19 protein-coding genes are annotated in these 19,627 nt (G+C 65.0%); 12 read left to right on the forward strand and 7 right to left on the reverse strand.

Features of this window, described 5'->3' with window-relative positions; genetic code table 11:
* Positions 1-95 precede the first annotated feature (95 nt).
* Complete coding sequence (locus J2R78_RS02095) at positions 96-1,739, forward strand: ankyrin repeat domain-containing protein (RefSeq protein ID WP_253609528.1); 1,644 nt, start codon at positions 96-98, stop codon at positions 1,737-1,739.
* Positions 1,740-1,862: 123 nt separating this feature from the next.
* Here J2R78_RS02095 and J2R78_RS02100 read toward each other — a convergent pair whose 3' ends face one another.
* Together J2R78_RS02100 and J2R78_RS02105 are read right to left on the reverse strand one after the other, a co-directional pair.
* Positions 1,863-2,627 (reverse strand): peptidoglycan-binding protein, encoded by a 765-nt coding sequence (locus J2R78_RS02100; RefSeq protein ID WP_253609529.1) that lies wholly within the window; start codon positions 2,625-2,627, stop codon positions 1,863-1,865.
* Positions 2,620-4,431 carry an ATP-binding protein gene (locus J2R78_RS02105; RefSeq protein WP_253609530.1) on the reverse strand — a complete coding sequence of 604 codons (1,812 nt, stop codon included), beginning with the start codon at positions 4,429-4,431 and terminating at the stop codon, positions 2,620-2,622. Before J2R78_RS02105 ends, J2R78_RS02100 begins: the two co-directional genes overlap by 8 nt.
* 433 nt (positions 4,432-4,864) lie before the next feature.
* On the opposite strand from J2R78_RS02105, the gene J2R78_RS02110 reads away from it, so the two are divergent.
* Positions 4,865-5,245 (forward strand): DUF5330 domain-containing protein, encoded by a 381-nt coding sequence (locus tag J2R78_RS02110; RefSeq protein ID WP_253609531.1) that lies wholly within the window; start codon positions 4,865-4,867, stop codon positions 5,243-5,245.
* A 144-nt stretch (positions 5,246-5,389) separates the two neighbouring features.
* On the forward strand, positions 5,390-5,821 hold the full coding sequence (locus tag J2R78_RS02115; RefSeq protein ID WP_141343262.1) for a SufE family protein: 432 nt from the start codon (positions 5,390-5,392) through the stop codon (positions 5,819-5,821).
* Positions 5,822-5,825: 4 nt separating this feature from the next.
* On the opposite strand, the gene J2R78_RS02120 is transcribed toward J2R78_RS02115, so the two are convergent.
* Both J2R78_RS02120 and J2R78_RS02125 read right to left on the reverse strand, forming a co-directional pair.
* Entirely contained in the window at positions 5,826-6,239 is a 414-nt protein-coding gene (locus J2R78_RS02120) for a MucR family transcriptional regulator (RefSeq protein ID WP_057015640.1), read from the reverse strand.
* A 177-nt stretch (positions 6,240-6,416) separates the two neighbouring features.
* The gene (locus J2R78_RS02125; RefSeq protein WP_253609532.1) at positions 6,417-7,310 is read right to left on the reverse strand and encodes a DUF308 domain-containing protein; all 894 of its coding nucleotides are present in this window, start codon (positions 7,308-7,310) and stop codon (positions 6,417-6,419) included.
* Between the two features lie 339 nt (positions 7,311-7,649).
* Between J2R78_RS02125 and J2R78_RS02130 the strand changes: the two genes are divergently transcribed.
* On the forward strand, positions 7,650-9,299 hold the full coding sequence (locus J2R78_RS02130; RefSeq protein WP_253609533.1) for a glycosyltransferase family 39 protein: 1,650 nt from the start codon (positions 7,650-7,652) through the stop codon (positions 9,297-9,299).
* A 146-nt stretch (positions 9,300-9,445) separates the two neighbouring features.
* Complete coding sequence (locus J2R78_RS02135) at positions 9,446-10,225, forward strand: class II aldolase/adducin family protein (RefSeq protein WP_028331642.1); 780 nt, start codon at positions 9,446-9,448, stop codon at positions 10,223-10,225.
* 153 nt (positions 10,226-10,378) lie between these two features.
* Here the strand turns inward: J2R78_RS02135 and J2R78_RS02140 are convergent, their stop codons facing one another.
* From J2R78_RS02140 to J2R78_RS02150, 3 genes are all read right to left on the reverse strand, one after another.
* The gene (locus J2R78_RS02140; protein WP_253609534.1) at positions 10,379-10,915 is read right to left on the reverse strand and encodes a transposase; all 537 of its coding nucleotides are present in this window, start codon (positions 10,913-10,915) and stop codon (positions 10,379-10,381) included.
* Between the two features lie 112 nt (positions 10,916-11,027).
* Positions 11,028-12,428, reverse strand: a complete 1,401-nt coding sequence (locus tag J2R78_RS02145) for a M20/M25/M40 family metallo-hydrolase (protein WP_253609535.1) — start codon at positions 12,426-12,428, stop codon at positions 11,028-11,030.
* A 95-nt stretch (positions 12,429-12,523) separates the two neighbouring features.
* Positions 12,524-14,149 carry a helicase HerA-like domain-containing protein gene (locus J2R78_RS02150; protein ID WP_253609536.1) on the reverse strand — a complete coding sequence of 542 codons (1,626 nt, stop codon included), beginning with the start codon at positions 14,147-14,149 and terminating at the stop codon, positions 12,524-12,526.
* Between the two features lie 339 nt (positions 14,150-14,488).
* Between J2R78_RS02150 and J2R78_RS02155 the strand changes: the two genes are divergently transcribed.
* The 7 genes from J2R78_RS02155 to J2R78_RS02185 all read left to right on the forward strand — a co-directional run bounded on the left by J2R78_RS02155 (position 14,489) and on the right by J2R78_RS02185 (position 19,586).
* Positions 14,489-14,854, forward strand: coding sequence for a hypothetical protein (locus J2R78_RS02155; protein WP_016841849.1), 366 nt, complete (start codon positions 14,489-14,491; stop codon positions 14,852-14,854).
* 57 nt (positions 14,855-14,911) lie between these two features.
* A complete protein-coding gene (locus J2R78_RS02160) occupies positions 14,912-15,319 on the forward strand; it encodes a DUF4332 domain-containing protein (protein ID WP_253609537.1) in 408 nt (135 codons plus the stop codon).
* An 87-nt stretch (positions 15,320-15,406) separates the two neighbouring features.
* Entirely contained in the window at positions 15,407-16,264 is an 858-nt protein-coding gene (gene folP, locus J2R78_RS02165; RefSeq protein ID WP_253609538.1) for a dihydropteroate synthase, read from the forward strand.
* The gene (folB, locus tag J2R78_RS02170) at positions 16,261-16,641 is read left to right on the forward strand and encodes a dihydroneopterin aldolase (RefSeq protein ID WP_016842351.1); all 381 of its coding nucleotides are present in this window, start codon (positions 16,261-16,263) and stop codon (positions 16,639-16,641) included. Before folP ends, folB begins: the two co-directional genes overlap by 4 nt.
* A gap of 6 nt (positions 16,642-16,647) precedes the next feature.
* Complete coding sequence (gene folK, locus J2R78_RS02175) at positions 16,648-17,139, forward strand: 2-amino-4-hydroxy-6-hydroxymethyldihydropteridine diphosphokinase (protein ID WP_253609539.1); 492 nt, start codon at positions 16,648-16,650, stop codon at positions 17,137-17,139.
* A gap of 105 nt (positions 17,140-17,244) precedes the next feature.
* On the forward strand, positions 17,245-19,119 hold the full coding sequence (locus J2R78_RS02180) for a methylmalonyl-CoA mutase subunit beta (protein WP_253609540.1): 1,875 nt from the start codon (positions 17,245-17,247) through the stop codon (positions 19,117-19,119).
* Positions 19,116-19,586, forward strand: coding sequence for a GFA family protein (locus tag J2R78_RS02185; protein ID WP_253609541.1), 471 nt, complete (start codon positions 19,116-19,118; stop codon positions 19,584-19,586). The genes J2R78_RS02180 and J2R78_RS02185 overlap by 4 nt, the downstream gene beginning before the upstream one ends.
* Positions 19,587-19,627: the final 41 nt, after the last annotated feature.

A 19,627-nucleotide genomic window follows, 5' to 3' on the forward strand; every position in this document is an offset into this window, starting at 1 on the left:
GGAAGGGTTGAACCCACTTGCATCAATTGAGCGGCCACCCAAGCCTTTGTGCAGCCGGTTTTGTGGACCATCGGCGATGATGCACGGAGGTTTCCATGGACCGATCGCCCGCGCGATTGAATCTCGATCATCTGAAGAAGCAGGCCAAGGAACTCATTCGCCTTTATCGGCGGCAGGCGCCAGAGGCCTACGCGCGTTTCCGGCATGCGCTTCCGGCTGCGGCCGGGCGCAGCGACGCTCAAATCGCCGCGCTTGATCTGCGGCTGCACGATGCGCAGTCCTGCGTGGCGCGCGATCTCGGCTTCGCCTCCTGGCCGGACCTGCGGCGCTATGTCGACGCACAATTGCCGCTTGGTAAAAGCAAGGCCGATCGCGTGCGGCGATGGCTGCAGCTGGTCTATGCCGCGGACGTCGCCGGCACCACCGACCGCGCCAATCCGCGCGTTGCGGCGCGGATGCTCACCGAGGATTCCAGTCTTGTCGCCGACGATCCCTATCTCGCCTGCGCCATCGGTGACGAGGAGACAGTGCAACGCACCGCCAACGACGATCCCACATGGGTCAACCGTCCCGGCGGTCCGTTCAAACTGCCGCCGCTGGTCGCCGTGACGCATTCCAGCCTGCTGCAGATTCCGGAATTTGAGGCGCGGCTGCATCGCTGCGCACGCCTGCTGCTGCAGGCCGGCGCCGATCCCGACCAGCACATCAGCAGCCGCTGGCCGCCCGGAACGCTCGACGCACCCGATGACAGCAATCCGCTGTCAGCGCTGTACGGCGCCGCCGGCCGCAACCACGATCTCGAACTGACCAGACTGTTGCTCGAAGCGGGCGCCAATCCGAACGACAATGAATCGCTCTACCACTCGCTCGAAGGCTCGGTGACGACTGGCCTGCTGCTTGAGCATGGCGCACGGATCGCCGGCACCAACGCGATGTACAAGGTGCTCGATGACGAGAACGTGGCGGCGCTCGACCTGCTGCTGCGGCACGGCGGCAATCCAAACGAACCCGCCGGCAACGCGCCGCTGACCGAATGCGGCTCGCCGTTGCTGTGGGCGATCCGCCGGCGGCGGTCGCGAACCTGCATCGCGATACTGCTCGACGCCGGCGCAGATCCGCGCATCACAACACCAGGCGGGCTCAGCGCCTACCGCTACGCATTGCAGTTCGGACTGACCGATGTCGCCGAGTTGCTGCGCGAACGCACCGGCGATGAGACGCTTGCCGATGATGAGCGGTTCGTCGCGGCGTGCAGCAGTGGTGACGAGAGCGAGGCGCGGCGAATCCAGGCTGGTCGGCCCGATCTTCCGGGTTCACTTTCACCGCAGCAATTGCGGTTGCTTCCGGAGCTCGCCGCGGCAAGCGGCGACGATGCAGTGCGGCTGATGGTCGAGCTCGGCTGGCCGATCACGGTGCGTGGCGGCGACTGGGATGCGTCGGCGCTCAATCACGCGGTGTTCCGCGGCAATGCCGGCCTGACGCGATTCCTGCTCGAGCACGGCGCGGAGTGGACCGAGCAGCACGGCTTCGGCGACAACACGTCCGGCTCCTTGTCATGGGCCTCCTGCAACGAGCCGGTCAGCGGCGGCGACTGGGTGGGTTGCGCGCAGGCCCTGCTCGATCACGGGATGCCGCGCGCTATTCCGGATCGCGACGATCCGGAATGGGTGCTGGTGGCCGGACGCAGGAAGCTGTTCTCCGACGAGGTCAGGGACGTTCTGCTGGGCGATGCGCCTTAACTCGTCATGGCCGGGCTTGTCCCGGCCATCCCCGTCTTGGCTGCAACAAGTCTCAAAGACGTCAATGCCCGGGATAAGCCCGGGCATGACGAATACGCATTCAATGCCTTCGCAGAGAGACGACTACTCGATCGAATGGCCGATCATCGCGCCGAGCTCGCGTACCAGGCGATCGGACATCTGACCGGTCACCGGCAGCTTGCGGGCGCGTTCGAACTTCGCGATCGCGTGCTGGGTATCGGCGCCGATCGTGCCGGTCGGCTTGAGCTGGCCGTAGCCATACTCCGTTAGCGTACGCTGGACTGCGGCGATGCGTTTGCCGGCCGGGCTCAGATGCTGTGTCGGAATCGACGCCGGCGGACGAATGACGCTGGACGGCGCGGCGGCCGGGGACGGTGCTGCGGCCGGCGGCGCAGTGGTCGATTTCAGCACCAGATTGGCCATCGGATCGACCGGCTTGGCCTCGACCTTGGGTTCTGCCGGCTTGGCTTCGACGGACCTGGTCTCGGCCGGCCTGGTCTCCACCGGCTTCACGTCGACGGGCTTGCTCGGCTCCATGGCGGCCGGCTCAATCGATCGGGCAGCCGCCTCGGCCGGACGCGGGCGCGGTATCGGGCTGGTGGCCGCGGCAACCGGGGCCGGCGGCGGCAGCGTCACAACCGAACCGCCGAACATCGGCGACGGATGACGGCCCGCCTGCAGGAACAGCGCATTGATCAGGATCGCAACGATGGCAGACGTCGCCAGCACGCCGGCGACCAGATCCTTCGGACTGTGCAGCAGCAGGCGCAGGACGAGGCCACGTTCCTCCTCGGCCGCGATGGCCACTGCCTTGGCGCCGCGGCGACGGCGCGGCGTTTCATCGTCATCCAAAGTCTGTCTAGGCACTCTTCTTCACCTGATGGGTTTGCTCTTGTAGTCCGGAACGCAGCGCGGGCTTCAGGGTCGAGACATTGCTGGACGGCTCGACGGCGGCGGGCGGGGTGAACGCCAGCGGCAGCGCGACCGATACAATGGTGCCCTCGCCCACCTTGCTCTCCACATTGATTTCGCCGTGGTGCAGGCCGACCAGCCCCTTCACGATGGAAAGACCAAGACCGGTGCCCTCGTGGCGGCGCTGATAAGTCTTGCCGGCCTGGAAGAACGGATCGCCGATCCGCTTGAGATCATCGGCGGCGATGCCGACGCCAGTGTCCGAGACACGCAGCACCAGCCGCGATCCCTCGACGCCGGCCGACACGGTAACCTTGCCGCCGCGCTCGGTGAACTTGATGGCGTTCGAGACCAGATTGAGCACGATCTGCTTGAACGCGCGCGGATCGCCGTTCACGATCGGCAGATCGTCGGGCACCCGGGTGACGAGATCGACGCCACTCTCGCGCGCCTTCAACGCCACAAGATTGCAGCAATTGAGCAGCGCCGGCCGCGGCGCAAACGGCTCCGGCGAAATCTCGAAATTGCCGGACTCCATCTTCGACATGTCGAGGATGCCGTTGACGACCGACAGCAGATGCTGGCCGGAATCGTTGATCAGCTGCGCGTATTCCTTGCGGCGGGCCACGTCGAGGCCGAGCACGTCTTCCTGCGCGATCATCTCGGAGAAGCCGATGATGGCGTTGAGCGGGGTGCGCAGTTCGTGGCTCATGGTGGCCAGGAAGCGCGTCTTCGACGCATCGGCCTGCTCGGCCACGTTGCGCGCCTGTTCGAGCGCCTGCTCCTGCACCTTGCGATCGGTCACGTCGCGGATCACGGCGACGACCTCGGCATCGGCGGCGGCCTGATCGAGCGGGCGGCAGCGCATCTCGGCCCAGATGAATTCGGCGACGGCTTCGCCCCGCGCACCGTCACGGCGCACGCGGAACTCGACGCTGCGGGAGTCACCGCGCGCGGCGTCCGACAGCGCCGTGAGATAGGCCGGGCGATCGGCGACATGAACGCGGTCGAACAGGCCATGGCCCAACAGCCGCGATGCCGGCACGCCGAGCATGTTCTCGGCCGCGGGCGAAATGAAGCGCACCGCGCCGTTGCGGCTGTGCCGCGACAGCACGTCGCTCATGTTATGCGCGAGCAGGCGGTAGCGCTCTTCCTCGACATAGAGCAGCGCCACGCTGGTGCGCGCCAGCGACTCCGCACCGAAGGCGAGCCCGGCGGCGTAGAAGATCGCCGACACGACGCCGAAACCGACCAGCGTGCTGTTCGAAGCAACCGCGGGATCGACGACCGGCAGTACATGATAATGGCCGAGCACGCTCAGCAGCGCCGCGCAGATCATCGCCAGCGCGAACGCAAACGCCACCACACGCCGCGAGGCCGACAGCGCCGCCTCGATCGGAATCACGACGAGCCACACGGCGGCGAACGAGGCGATGCCGCCGGTCGTCGCCGCGATCATCATCACGAGACCGGCGAGCGCCAGCGACGACAGCACATGCGCGCCTTCATAGCGGCCGGTGCGCGACAGGAACCACGACAGCAGAATCGGCGCGATCAGCCAGGCGAATGCCGCGACCTCGATCGCCGTCGGCGCGCCGCGCATCGCAAGAAAGGCAGGGAACGAGGCAAGCGCCGCCAGGCTGCCGAGCAGCCGCGGCGCCATGAAGGCACGATGGCGCGCACGCGTCAGCGCATCATATTGCGCCGACGGATGCAGCAGCGCATCCAGGCAATCGCGGATCAGACTCAAACTACTCACAGCACTCGCGCTTCGGCTCAATCGTCAACACAGACGCGCCGGAACGCCTCCTTCGTGATTGCAGGTCAACGTGTCAGAGCGAACTTAAGCGAACGCTAAGGCTGGGCGGCCTGCCGCCAAACACCGTGCATTGGAGTGGGTTTGACCCGCTATTCACCGGCCATTTGTCGGGGATGGTGAACGGCTGGTTTCCGGATGCGACATTCTATGGTTTCGAAATGGTGGACGGGGCGAATCCTGCGTATCCGGCGCGCGTCGGCCGCCATCAATCGAAAATTTACGGCGAATCAATTCAGGCGAATTTTCCGCGATTTTTCGGCGGATTTACTTCAATGCAGATACTTCCGATTTATCGACCGATGCTAACTCTCAAGGCCAATAGCGGCATCGACCGCGCAAGAAGCAAGACAAGACAGACGACCGGGATCGCGCCATGTTCTTCCTGCTGCGTTTGGCATTCTGGCTCGGGCTTGTGCTCGTGCTGCTGCCGAGAGACAAAACACCCGAAGCGGACAAGGCGCCGCAGATCAGCGCGTCGGACGCGGTGTCGGCCGCGACCGCGACGATCAACGACATGGGTCAGTTCTGCAAGCGCCAGCCGTCCGCCTGCGAGGTCGGCGGCCAGGCCGCGACCGCGATCGGCCAGCGCGCGACCGACGGGGCGCGCAAGCTCTACCAGATCATCACCGACAAGAAGCCACCCGACCATACCGGCTCGATCAGCCAGGACGAGACCGATTCAGCCACCGCGTTCCGCGACACGCTGACCGCGGAGGATCAGTCGATCGAATTCCGCCTGCCGCCGACGCCGTGAGCGGAAACCAAAGCGCTGTCGAGCGAGGCAGGCACCGGTTCGCGTGAAGAAAACGCGTCAAAACAGCCGGGAACCGGTTCCATTTTCATCGCTTTCGCGGCCCGCCTTCCTATATAAGCCGGCAAGGACAGGACGCGGGCCACGATGACGACGATCGACGAAATCAGGGACAATTTTGCGCTGCTGGACGAGTGGGACGACCGTTACCGCTATGTCATCGAGCTCGGCCGCACGCTCGAACCGTTGTCGGAGGCGGAGCACTCGGCCGAGAACAAGGTGCAGGGCTGCGTCAGCCAGGTCTGGCTGTCGAAGCGGATCGAGCGCGATGCCAACGGCGAACCGCGCCTGATCTATATCGGCGACAGCGACGCCCACATCGTGCGCGGCCTGGTCGCGATCGTGCTGACGCTGTTTTCCGGGCAAACGCCCAAGGAAATCCTCGGCACCGACGCGCTCGCGCTGTTCGACGAATTCGGCTTCCGCGACCATCTGACGCCGCAGCGCTCCAACGGCCTGCGCTCGATGGTCGACCGCATCCGCAACGATGCGCGCGAGGCGCTGGCGTCCGCCGCGTAGATCTTTACTTCCGCTTCCGCGCCTGCTGACCGAGACCCATCTTCTTGGCGAGCTGCGATCGCGCCACCGCATAGTTCGGCGCCACCATCGGATAGTCGGCCGGCAGGCCCCATTTGTCGCGATACTGCTCCGGGGTCATGTTGTACTGGGTGCGCAGATGGCGCTTCAGCGACTTGAAGCGCTTGCCGTCCTCGAGGCACACCAGATATTCGGGCGTGATCGACTTCTTCATCGACACCGCAGGCTTGGCCGGCTCGCTCGGCGTGTCGTTGCGTCCGCTCGACACCCGCAGCAAAGCGGAGTGGACCTGGCTGATCAGGTTCGGAATGTCCGAGGCCGGCGTCGGATTGTTGCTGAGATAGGCCGAAACGATGTTGGCGGTCAGCTCGACCGGCGTTTTGCCTGACGTATCGGACATGGCTCAATCTTCCCCGTGCTATCGGCAGCCCGGCGCCCACCGGACAGTATCCATGCGCAGCAATACATTAATGGAATCGCGTACTACTTTGCGAATATGCACGAATTGCAGCAAATCTGACAACAACGGCCGCGTTTCCGGCTACGGGCCGGCCGCGCGCAAGTATTGGCCCGGATCTTAAGGCCGCTGCTCCAGATGCGACCTGAGCTCGTCGATCGAGGCAAATCGCATCATGCCCTCCGGCATCTGCGCCTCGATTGATCCGTCCGAATAGAGCGAATAGGCCATGCCGTCGACGACGCCGGATTTGAGCACGGTCACCGGCGGCTGCTCCTGGGGCGGCGGCGGATGGCCCGACGACGGCGAGGCGGCGGCGGCCGACTGGGCCTCGCCGAAGGTGGATGGCGTCCGGGGGCCGCGCCGCGGGGCGACGTCGACCGGCCGCGGCCGGTCGGTCTTCGGCCAGGCATCGTCGAAGGTTGCCGACGCCGGTTCGGCCGAACCACCCGGATTCGGACGCAGTTCCGGCGACAACAGATCCGGCGTGAGCGGCTCGGCGGCACGCCCCTGGCTCCGCTCGCGCTCCTTGCGCGAGGAGGAAAACAGCAGATTGCGCCGCTTGGGCGGCGCAGCGCCATCCGCGGGCGCGGCCGCCGGTGCGGGCGGCGGCACCTCGCCTGATGCGCCGCGCGAGGCGATCTCGTCGTGCCAGGGCGGCGGCGCCGCGGGAGCGGATGGCGGGAACGCTGGAGCCAGCGGCGGAGGCGCCGAGACCTTCGGCTCAGGCGGCGGGAACACCGGATCGTCGGGAGTGCCGCGCGGGGAAGTTGCAGACGGCGACCCGGACCGCAGACCCACCGCCACGACGGCATCGAGCCGGTCGCCCATGGCCTGGAGTTCGCGAAGGATGGCGGCAAGGGCCAGAACAAGCACGCCGGTACATGCGCCGGTCACGCCTGTTGCGATCAACGTGCCGCCGACGCTGAATTCCTTGTTTGGAATTCCGAGGCCGATCGCCGCCAAGCCCGCCACGACCAGGCCCGCGCCGACGACCAACAGACCAACCTTCATCGAACTAACCCCCGGGAGACCCGACCGAAAATCGGCGCGGGCCACCAACGCCACGATACCGTCATATTGCCCACACCGCCAACCGCCAATTGTAGACAGAGTTCCCTAAAATCCCGCTTAACCAAGCCGCGATGCGCTACTTCACCGCGGCCGCAGTGACTGTCGGGCAGCCAGCTCCCGTAGATTTACTGGCTACGAATTGCTGCCAATTTATTGCAACGCATCTGGGAAATTACGCCACAATTACCAATTACTCGGAAACGGAACTGCGCTATGGATGCCGGGGAATGAGGCCCTAAAGCGCCAATCTGGGCCACAGGCACGCCGGTATCACTAGCTATGTCATCGATTACGACGTCTGCCCTCGAGGCGCCTGCGCGGCGCTCGGTGGAGAAGACCTGCGACGATCTCGCTGTCCTCGTCCTCGGCGTGGTCGCCGTGGTCGCCGGTTTGACGTTCCGCGATTACGGTCTGGGCTGGGACGATTACACCCACGCTGAATATGCCGACCTCCTGCTGCGCATGTACGAGTCCGGGTTCAAGGACACCGGCGCGCTGTCGTTTGCCAATCTGTATATGTACGGCGGCGGCTTCGATATGGCCGCGGCCCTGCTGCACAAGATCATTCCGCTCGAACTGTTCGAGACGCGCCGCCTGCTCGGCGCGATCGTCGGCGTTATCGGCCTTGCGGTGACCTGGCGCCTGGCGCGCCGCGTCGGCGGCCCGCTGGCGGGACTGGCGGCGCTGCTGCTGCTGGCGCTGTGCCCGACCTTCTACGGCCACATGTTCATGAATCCGAAGGATGCGCCGTTCGCCGTGGCGATGGTGGTCCTGATCATGGGCCTGGTCCGCCTGATCGAGGAATATCCGGCGCCCTCGCCGCGCACCATCCTGATCGTCGGCCTGGGCGCCGGCCTGTCGATCGGCTGCCGCGTGCTTGGCGGGCTCGCATTGATCTACGCCGTGGTCGGCTTCGTCCCGCTCCTGATCGAGGAATTCCGCAAGCAGGGCCCGCGCGAGGCGACCCACCGCTTTGCCCATGTCGTCTATGTGCTGCTGCCGGGACTTGTGCTGGGCTATCTCGTGATGGGCCTGATCTGGCCGTGGTCGATCATGGAGCCCGGACATCCGCTCGAAGCGGTGACCTATTTCTCGCACTTCTTCGAGAAACCGTGGAAGGAGATGTTCGACGGCGCGCTGGTGTCGGTGCCGGACATGCCGTGGTCCTATCTGCCCACCTTGTTCGCGCTGCAGCTTCCCGAAGTGCTGCTGGTGCTGCTGGCAGCCGCCGTCGTCATCACCTTGATGTCGCTGTCGCGCTACGACGTCACCGCAAAGCGCAAGTCGATCATGCTGATGCTGACGCTGGCGGCGACGCTGCCGCTGGCGATCGCGATGGTGAAGCGGCCGGCGCTCTATAACGGCATCCGTCACTTCATCTTCGTGATTCCGCCGATGACGGTGCTGGCCGGCATCGCATTCGCGCGCGGCATGGACTGGCTCGGCGAGAACCGCCGGGCCTGGCAGCCCGCGGCGCTCGCCATGTTCGCGTTCGGCCTCTTGCTGCCGCTCAGCGAAATGATCCGCCTGCATCCGTATCAGTACACGCACTTCAACCACATCGCCGGCACGGTGCGTACCGCGGACAACTTCTTCATGCTGGACTATTGGGGCCTGGCGCTGAAGCAGGCATCCGACGGGCTGCGCGAGCAGCTGGCGGAGCGGCAGGAAGTGCCGCCGCAGAACCGCAAGTGGAAGGTCGCGGTGTGCGGACCGCAGCGCCCCGCGCAGGTCGCGCTCGGCCCTGATTTCACGATCGGATGGGACAGCAATGCCGCCGACTTCGCGATGACACTCGGCGAATTCTACTGCAAGGGGCTGGCCGCGCCGGTCATGGTCGAGATCAAGCGCGACGACGTCGTGTTCGCCCGCGTCTACGACATCCGCGGCCGCAGCATCTCGAGCCTGCTGGCGATCCCAGCGCCGTAACGCATCACGCTGCCCACTGACGATTGCCGTTCCGATCGTGGGCCGCATGCCGACATGACTGTCACGCCGTTACCCTGCCTTGCTGCGGTCCGGCGGCGGCGCTACGCTTGGACCAAGCAATAACGCCATCAATGGAGCAATCGGCCATGTCGCCAGCGGAAGCGCGCCTGAAGGAAGTGCCGTCGGATATGAGTGCGGCGGAATGGGAGCAGCGGATCAATCTCGCCGCCTGCTACCGGCTGGTCGCGCTCTATGGCTGGGACGATCTGGTCGATACCCACATCTCCGCGCGCGTGCCGGGGCCCGAGCATCACTTCCTGATCAACCCCTACGGGCTGATGTTCGACGAGATCACCGCGTCGAGCCTCGTCAAGGTTGACCTCGACGGCAACCAGCTTTCGAAGAGCGACTACAGCATCAACCCGGCCGGCTTCACCATCCATTCGGCGATCCACGAGGTGCGCGAGGACGCCGGCTGCGTGCTCCATCTGCACACCGTCGACGGCACCGCGGTGTCGAGCGGCCCCGACGGGCTGCTGCCGCTGAACCAGACCGCGCAGCTCGTCACCCACGACCTCGCCTATCACGACTATGAAGGCATCGCGCTCGATCATGACGAGCGCCCGCGCCTGCAGCGCGATCTCGGCAGCAAGAACCACATGCTGCTGCGCAATCACGGCACCCTGACGGTCGGCCGCTCGGTCGCATCCGCCTTCGAGCGGATGTACCATCTGGAGCGCGCCTGCTCGATGCAGGTGGCGACCCGCGCGCTCGGACCGATTGCCTATCCGGTCGACCAGCATGCGATCGACAAGAACACTGAGCTGCTCTCCAACCCGGACCGCGCCGAGCTGCGCTCGACCCAGCTGGTCTGGCCGCCGCTGCTGCGCAAGCTCGACCGGGTCAATCCCGGCTACCGTGATTGAAATTTCACAATCTTCGGGTAGAGTGCTCACCAACACCCTCTGCACTATCGGCATCAAAACGCCGCCCAATTCCGGGCGGCGTTTTTACGTTCGGGGGCCTGGCCGAGACCCGTAGGATGGGTAGAGCGCAGCGAAACCCATCACGCCTCAGCATCAAGACCGCTCACCGAACGCTCCATCCGTTCTCTCCCCGTCGCCAGCCCAATCCTCTGGGTAGACTCCGAGCCTGACCATGCGATGAAACGACGAATACGGCCAGTCCTTCACCCGCTTCACGAGGCCGTGCTTGAGTGGATTGATGTGCACGTAGTCGATGTGACGAGAGAGGTCACTTTCATCCCGGATCGTGTGCTCCCAGTATCGCCGCTGCCAGATGCCGCGTTCCGACCTGGCCGCTCGGCTACCCGAAATGAGTTCGCCGACCGGGAGGCTTCGTGAAAATGCCGATTTGATCTGCCGCCAGCGCGTCGCAAAGTCAGCATCACCTTCCGGCAAGCTCCAAACTGCATGGAGGTGATCGGGCAGAATGACAATCGCCTCGGTCGTGAAAGGATGCCGTTCGCGCGTTTCACGGAAGGCGGCGCGCAGTTGATCGATGTGGTCTGTCAGCAATCGCAGACGCCGGTCCTCTAGATTGACCGCGAAGAAGAAACTGCCTCCAGCAATGAAATTACGACGATAGGTGACCATGACTGATCGCAATGAAGAAGCGATGGGTTTCGCTTCGCTCTACCCATCCTACATCCGAATCAAAACGCCGCCCAATTCCGGGCGGCGTTTTTGCTTGCGATGCGCCTGCGCGCTATTTGGCGTCGCCGAACGCCGCCAGGATCCGCGCCCAGGAGCGGATGCCCTTGTGGTAGCTCTTGAGGTCGTACTTCTCGTTCGGCGAATGGATGTTGTCGTCGTCGAGCCCGAAGCCGATCAGCACGCTGTCGAGGCCGAGCGTGTGCTTGAAATCGGCAACGATCGGGATCGAGGCGCCGGAGCCGATCAAGAGCGCCTCCTTGCCCCATTCGTCGGTCAGCGCACGGCGCGCGGCTGCCAGCGGCTTCATGTTCCAGTCGAGCGCGATCGCCGGCGCGCTGGAATGGTCGGTGAACTCGGCCTTGCAGTCGGCCGGCAGGCGCGCCTTCACATAGTCGCGGAACGCCCTTCGGATCTTCTCGGGATCCTGTCCCTCGACTAGGCGGAACGAGACCTTCGCCGACGCCTCGGCCGCGATCACCGTCTTGGAGCCCTCGCCGGTATAGCCGCCGACGATGCCGTTGATGTCGCAGGTCGGGCGCGAGGAGACCTGCTCGATCAGGAGCCGGTCCTTTTCGCCGGCGGGCACCGAGAGGCCGATCGGCTTGAGGAAGCTCTCCGGCGTCAGATTGAGCTGCTTCCACTGGGCCAGAATATCCGGCGGCAAATCCTTCACGCCGTCATAGAAACCCGGGATGGTGATGTGGCCATTCTCGTCATGCAGGCCGCCGAGGATCCGCGTCAGCACGCGGATCGGGTTCTGCGCGCCGCCGCCGAACACGCCGGAATGCAGGTCGCGATTGGCGGCCTTGATCTTGACCTCGTCATAGACCAGGCCGCGCAACGAGGTGGTGATCGCCGGCGTATTCGGGTCCCACATGCCGGTGTCGCAGACCAGCGCGAAGTCGGCCTTGAGGTCGTCCTTGTTCGCCTCGAGGAACGGCACGAAATTCTTCGAACCGATCTCCTCTTCACCCTCGATGACGATCGTGATGTCGACCGGCAGCGATCCCGTCACCGTCTTCCAGGCACGGCACGCCTCGACGAAGGTCATCAACTGTCCCTTGTCGTCCTCGGCGCCGCGCGCGACGATGATCTTGCGCCCGTCGGCATGGTCGGTCACGACAGGCTCGAACGGCGGACGGTGCCAGAGATTCAAGGGATCGACCGGCTGCACGTCGTAGTGGCCGTAGAACAGCACGTGCGGGCGTCCGTCGGTCGAGCCGTTCAGCTTGCCGACCACGGCCGGATGGCCGGCAGTCGGCCGCACTTCGGTCTTGAAGCCGACTGTCGCGATATCCTTGGCGAGATGATCGGCAGCCGCCTTGCAGTCATCAGCGAAGGCCGGATCGGCCGAGATCGATTTGATCCGCAGCAGCGTGAACAGCCGCTCGAGACTGTTGTCGAAATCGGCGTCGATACGGTCGAGGACGAGCTGCAGCTTGGCGTTGGACATCGCGGATATCCTTTTTGTTGGACGTTGCGCCAGGTTGTAGCGCGCCCGCCGCGGGAGGCAAAGCCGGTCTCCCGCTTCAGCCGACCGGCGCTATGCTATCGGCGCAGCAATCCGCCGAGCGCGCCGCGCACCAGCGCCCGGCCGATCGAGCCGCCAACCGAACCGCCGAGCGATTTGCCGAGATCGGCGGCCACGCCACCGATCACCTTGTCGGTCACCGAGCGCGTGACGCTGCGCGCGATCACCTGTCCGGTCGACATGCGGCCGCGCTTGACGTTGGTGCCGAAGATCGTGGACGCGATCGAACCGATCTGGCCGAGGATGCCGCCCCCCTCGCCGCCAGCAGCGCTGCCGTCCGCCGGCGCCGCCGTTCCGGCGAGCCGCTTCTGGATGATCTCGTAGGCGGATTCGGCGTCGACCGCGGTGTCGTATTTGCCCTTGACCGGGCTCGCATCCATGATCGCCTTGCGCTCGTCCGGCGTGATCGGCCCGATCCGCGCCGACGGCGGGCGCACCATGACGCGCTCGACCATCGACGGCGTGCCGCCGCCCTCGAGGAACGACACCAGCGCCTCGCCCTTGCCGAGCTCCATGATCACCCGCGCGGTGTCGAGCTTCGGATTGGGCCGGAAGGTCTGTGCGGCCGCGGCAACCGCCTTCTGGTCGCGCGGCGTGAAGGCGCGCAGCGCGTGCTGCACGCGGTTGCCGAGCTGCGCCAGCACCTTGTCCGGCACGTCGATCGGATTCTGGGTGACGAAATAGACGCCGACGCCCTTGGAGCGGATCAGCCGCACCACCTGCTCGATCTTGTCCATCAGCGCCTTCGGCGCGTCGGTGAACAAGAGATGCGCCTCGTCGAAGAAGAACACCAGCTTCGGCTTCGGCAGGTCGCCGGCCTCCGGCAATTCCTCGAACAATTCCGAAAGCATCCAGAGCAGGAAGGTGGCGTAAAGCCGCGGGCTCTGCATCAGCTTGTCGGCGACCAGGATATTGACGATGCCGCGGCCGTCGCGGTCGGTGCGCATGAAATCCTTCAGCGTCAGCGCCGGCTCGCCGAAGAACTTGGCGCCGCCCTGGTTCTCGAGCACCAGGAGCTGACGCTGGATCGTTCCGACGGTCGCCTTGGATACATTGCCGTAGCCTTGCGCGGCCTTACGGATCGGCGCCAGCGGATCTTCCTCGTCCTCGGCAGCCTTCTTGCTGCCGTCCGGGGCGATCGCATCCAGCAGCGCCCGCAGGTCCTTCATGTCGATCAACGTGAGGCCGTTCTCGTCGGCGACACGGAAGGCAACATTGAGCACGCCCTCCTGCACGTCGTTCAGATCGAGCATCCGCGAGAGCAACAGCGGTCCCATCTCGGTGACGGTGGCGCGCACCGGATGGCCCTGCTCGCCGAACACGTCCCAGAATACGGTCGAGAACTGATCCGGCTGGAAGGTCAGGCCCATCTCCTTGGCGCGCTTCAGGATAAAGTCCTTGGCCTCGCCGACTTCGGAGATACCGGAAAGATCGCCCTTGATGTCGGCTGCGAAAACCGGAACGCCGGCGCGCGCAAATCCTTCAGCCATGACCTGTAGCGTGACGGTCTTGCCGGTTCCGGTCGCACCGGTCACAAGGCCGTGGCGGTTGGCCAGCGCAAGCGTCAGCCAGGCTGTTTCCTCGCCCTTGCCGATAAAGATCTTCTCATCGGTGTCGGCCAACTTGGTGTCGGACGTCGCCATCGCTTCGCCTCTTAACGCGATTTTAAATCGGCTCGATCCATTCGAACCGATGACATCATATTGCATCTTGCAGGTCGATTGAAACCATCGGCGCGCACTGATGTATATTGTCGCTCCACCAGTTCCTCATACTTTATTCCCGGCCAAGTGACGAAAGGCATTGCGCATTGCGACAAGATGGTGTGAATCCGCCGCTCAATCTTGCAGAGGTGCAACACTCCCGACGCGATCGAAAAAGAAAACGAACTGAAATGCGCGGATCGCTTGTATTTCGTGACACAGGCGCTCAAGATAAATCTTCAAGAATGATCCGGCAAAAACCGGTTGAGGCGGGGCAATATGGACGAATTGGTTGGGCAGCTGGCCGCGAAGGCCGGCATCGACGGTGCTGTCGCTGAAAAAACCATCGGCATCGTTCTGGGTTTCCTCCGTAACGAGGGACCTTCCGACAAAGTTCAGGCTCTGATCGACCAAATCCCCGGCGCCGAAGCGGCAATCGCCGCCTCCAACAACAGCGGTGGTCTATCGCGGTTGATGGGTGGCGGTCTGATGGCTGTCGGCACCCGGCTGATGGCGCTTGGATTGAGCATGAGTGAGATTCAGAACGTCGCGCGTGAACTTTTCAGGTTCGGCCGCGACAAAATCGGAGCGGATCAAATGGGCGAGATCATCTCGGGGACGCCGGGCCTCAGCCAGTTTGCCTGAAGCATTCTCCCAAAACGCCATTGCACGTGCGCTCCCTTCTACCTGCATACGAGTATCATGACATACCCCCTCTCCGAGATCGAAGGCCTGTCCGCCTATTGCGCCACCAAACTGAAATCGCACGGTATCCGCACGACCGACGCACTGCTTGAAGCCGCCCGCACCGTCAAGGGACGCAAGGCGCTCGCCGCCAAGACCGGGATCAGCGAACAACAATTGCTCGAATGGGCCAACATCTCCGACTACATGCGGATTCCCGGCATGGGCAAGGCGAAGGTCGGCCTGGTCCGCGCCGCCGGCGTCACCACCGTGCGCGAGCTCGCGCACCGCAACCCGTCGCGGCTCGCGCAGAGCATGAAGGACGCCAATGTGCGGCGTAAGCTCGTCCGCGTGATGCCGTCGGAGAAGTCGGTCGAGCTGCTGATCGAAGAGGCACGCAAGCTGCCTCCCAAGATCACCTATTAGCCTGTCTTAACGGCATTCGGCCGCGGGCCGCGTCACCCGTCAGCGCCACACCTTGACTTGCCGCCGCGGTCAGCGCAAAGCCACCGCATGATGGCGAGCAAGCCCATGGCATCGACGGTGACCGGCCCGGCCGTATCGGCGGTGCTGCCGGCGCTGTTGTCGCGGCCCTATCCGGCCGTGATGGGCATCCTGAACGTGACGCCGGACTCGTTCTCCGACGGCGGCCAGTTCGCCGCACCCGAAGAGGCGCTGGCACAGGCCCGCAAGCTGGTCACCGAGGGCGCCGATATCATCGACATCGGCGCGGAATCCACCCGTCCCTACGGCTCGCAGCCGGTCACCGCCGAGGCCGAGATGGCGCGGCTTAAACCGGTGCTGGCCGACGTGATCGCCCTTGGCGTGCCGGTCTCGATCGACAGTATGAAATCGGAGGTCGTGGCCTGGGCGCTCGACCACGGCGCGGCGATCGCCAACGACGTCTGGGGCCTGCAGCGCGATGCCGGCATGGCGCCGCTGGTCGCCGCGCGCGGCGTGCCCGTGATCATCATGCACAATCGCGAGCAGGCCGATCCGGCGATCGACATCATGCAAGACATCGCCGCCTTCTTCGAGCGCTCGCTCGCGATCGCCGCGAGCGCCGGCATTTCGCCCGACCGGATCGTGCTCGATCCCGGCATCGGCTTCGGCAAGACCCCGGAGCAGAGCATGATCGCGTTGGCGCGGCTCTCCGAGCTCGACGCGTTCCGACTGCCGCTGCTGGTCGGCGCCTCGCGCAAGCGCTTCATCAGCACGGTCGTGCCGTCGGAGCCGCAACAGCGGATCGGCGGCTCGATCGCGGCGCATCTGATCGCCGCGCGGAATGGCGCCCGCATCATCCGCGCGCATGACGTCGCCGAAACCGTTCAGGCGCTGCGCGTGGCCGCAGCAATCGAGGGACAGCAATGACCGATACGATCTTCATCACCGGGATCGTCATCCATGCCCGTCATGGCGTGATGGAACATGAGACCGAAGTCGGGCAGCGCTTCGTCATCGATCTCGAGCTCTATACCGACCTCTCGGAATCCTCGCGCACCGATCGCCTCTCCGACACCGTCTCCTATTCCAACGTGGTGGCGACCGCGACGTCGGCATTCAAGAACACCAACTACAAGCTGCTGGAGCGCGCCGCGGGTGCGGTGGCCGAGGACATCCTGGCGAGTTTTCCGCGCATCCGGGCGGTCAAGGTCACGGTGCACAAGCCGCACGCGCCGATCGCCGCGATCTTCGACGATGTCGGCGTCGTACTGACCCGCTCGCGCCATCAACCGCCCCAGGGTTGAAAGCAGATGGCTGACGTCCTGATCGCCCTCGGCGGCAATGTCGGCGACGTCCGCACCACGTTTCGCAAGGCGATCGCCAATATCTGCGGCATGACCCAGGCCGCGCTCATCGCACGCTCGTCGGATTATTCGACACCACCCTGGGGCGAGCAGCAGCAGGACAGCTTCATCAATGCCTGCATCGAGATCGAGACCAGTCTCGATCCGCATGCGCTGCTGTTCACGCTGCACAAGATCGAAGCCAAATTCGGCCGCGACCGCAAGAACGAGCAGCGCTGGGGGCCGCGCACCCTCGACCTCGACCTGATCGCCTATGACGACGTCACACTGAACAAGCCGGAACTGACGCTGCCGCACCCGCGTTTGTTCGAACGCGCCTTCGTCTTGGTGCCGCTCGCCGAGATCGTTCCCGACCGCGTCATCGCCGGGCGCCGCGTCGCCGATGCGCTGGCCAAGGTCTCTACCGACGGTATTTTCCGTCTAGCGGACCTCGATTAAAGCCAAACCACCGCAAACAACCGTTTGGCTTGGCCGCCCGCCCGTGGCAATTTCCGGCCAAATCAAGGGGCCCCGCGCGGGGCCGGTGAAGGACGATTTGGGCGGATGACGACCTCGACTGACGATTTGGCTCTGGCTTCGGATTTTCGACCTGCGACCTATGACGACTGGCGCAAGCTGGTCGACGGCGTGCTGAAGGGCGCCCCGTTCGAGAAGCTGGTCGGCAAGACCTATGACGGCCTGAAGATCGATCCGATCTACCGCCGCGCCACCAATTCAAGCCCGCTTGCCGGCCGCGCCGCCGCTGCACCCTGGCAGATCCTGCAGCGGGTCGATCATCCCGATGCCGCACAAGCCAATGCGCAGGCGCTGCAGGATCTCGAGAACGGCGCGACCGGCCTCGAATTCGAGTTCGCCGGCGGTCCCGGCGCGCGCGGCTTCGGTCTTGCCGATGCCAGCAAGAAGACGCTGGCGCGCGCCTGCGGCGGCGTCCATCTCGATGCCGGCATCATGATCGCGCTCAACCCGGTGATCGGCCGCGAGAACGCCGGCGAGACCTTTGCCGACATGGTCGAGGTCCGCAAGCTCGACCCGGCCAAGCTCGATCTGCATTTCAATTACCAGGCGCTCAGCACCATGGCCGTGCGCGGTGCTGCGGCCATCGCCTGGCCCAACTACGAAAAGTCGTTCGGCCAGGTCGTCAATGGCCTGATCAAGCGCGGCTTCAAGGGGCCGTTCGTGCTGGCCGACGGCCGGCCGGTCCATGATGCCGGCGGCTCCGAGGTGCAGGAACTCGCGTTCACGCTCGCGCTGGGCCTCGCCTATCTGCGCATGCTGGAAGGCGCCGGCATCGATCTCGATGCGGCGCGCGCGGGCATCTCGTTCCGCCTCAGCGCCGATGCCGACCAGTTCCTGACCATGGCGAAATTCCGCGCGCTGCGCCGCCTCTGGGCAAGGATCGAAGAGGCCTGCGGGCTTGCGCCAAAGCCGATCTTCGTCAACGCGCAGACCGCCTGGCGCATGCTGACCCAGCGCGATCCCAATGTGAACATGCTACGTGCGACGATCGCGACCTTTGCGGCCGGGCTCGGCGGGGCCAATGCGATCACGGTGCTGCCGCACACGCTGGCGCTCGGCCTGCCTGACGACTTCGCCCGGCGCGTGGCGCGCAACACGCAACTCGTGCTGCTCGATGAATCCAACCTGGCAAAGGTGTCCGATCCCGCGGCCGGCGCCGGCGGCATCGAGACACTGACCTCGCAGCTCTGCGAGGCGGCGTGGACGCTGTTCCAGGAGATCGAGAAGGCCGGCGGCATCTTCGCCGCGCTCGAGCAGGGGCTGCTGCAAAACAAGGTCGCCGCGACGCGATTGCTGCGCGAGACCAATGTGGCGAAGCGCCGCGACGTGCTGACCGGCGCCAGCGAATTTCCGGATCTGCGCGAGGCCGCCCCCGCAGTGCTGGATGTGAAACCATCAGCGCCGGCGTCCCTCGCCGGCGCCAAGGTGAAATTCGACGCCCTCGCGCCGACGCGGCTTGCCGAACCGTTCGAGGCGCTGCGCGACAAGTCGGATGCCGCGCTGAAGGCGCATGGCGCCCGGCCGAACATATTCCTGGCCAATCTCGGCACCGCCGCGGACTTCACAGCCCGCGCGACCTTCGCCAAGAGTTTCTTCGAAACCGGCGGGATCGAGGCTATCGACAGCGAGGGTTTTGCCGACGCGGCGGCGCTGGCCGCGGCCTACAAGGCCTCGGGCGCGGCGATGGCGTGCATTTGTTCCTCGGATAAGGTCTATGCCGCCAGCGCCAGTGAGGCCGCCAGGGCCCTTCAAGGCGCCGGTGCAAGGCATATCTATCTGGCAGGGCGGCCCGCCGACCAGGAAGCGGCGCTGCGGGCGGCCGGCATCGGCGAGTTCGTCTTCGCCGGCGGTGATGCGCTGGCGACATTGCGCGAGGCCTATCGGCGGATGGAGCAGACATGAGCGCAGAGGCACCAACGACACCTGTTCTGACCGGCGGCTGCCAATGCGGCGCCGTCCGATTTGCCGTCTCGGCGGCGCCGACCCGGATCAGCATCTGCCACTGCCGGATGTGCCAGAAGGCGTCCGGGGCGCCATTTGCCTCTTTCGCCGACATCGATCGCAACGACTTCAAATGGACCCGCGGCAAGCCCGCCGCGTTCAGGTCCTCCTCGATCGCCGAGCGCGACTTCTGCGCGGCCTGCGGAACACCCCTGAGCTTCCGCCGTATCGACGGGCCGCGGATCGAGATCATGACCGGCGCCTTCGACCGGCCCGACCGGGTGATACCGACGCAGCAATTCGGAACCGAGTCCCGCCACGGCTGGGTGGTCGGCATCGCCAACCTGCCGAGCCAGACCACGATGCAGAATTACGGACCGGACAAGATGGCGACCATCGTCAGCCATCAGCATCCGGACCATGATTGAATTAGAAGCTACAGCGATTGATCGAACGCAATCGCCAGTTT

It is taken from the genome of Bradyrhizobium sp. USDA 4538, assembly GCF_024171045.1.
Lineage (GTDB): Bacteria > Pseudomonadota > Alphaproteobacteria > Rhizobiales > Xanthobacteraceae > Bradyrhizobium > Bradyrhizobium australafricanum.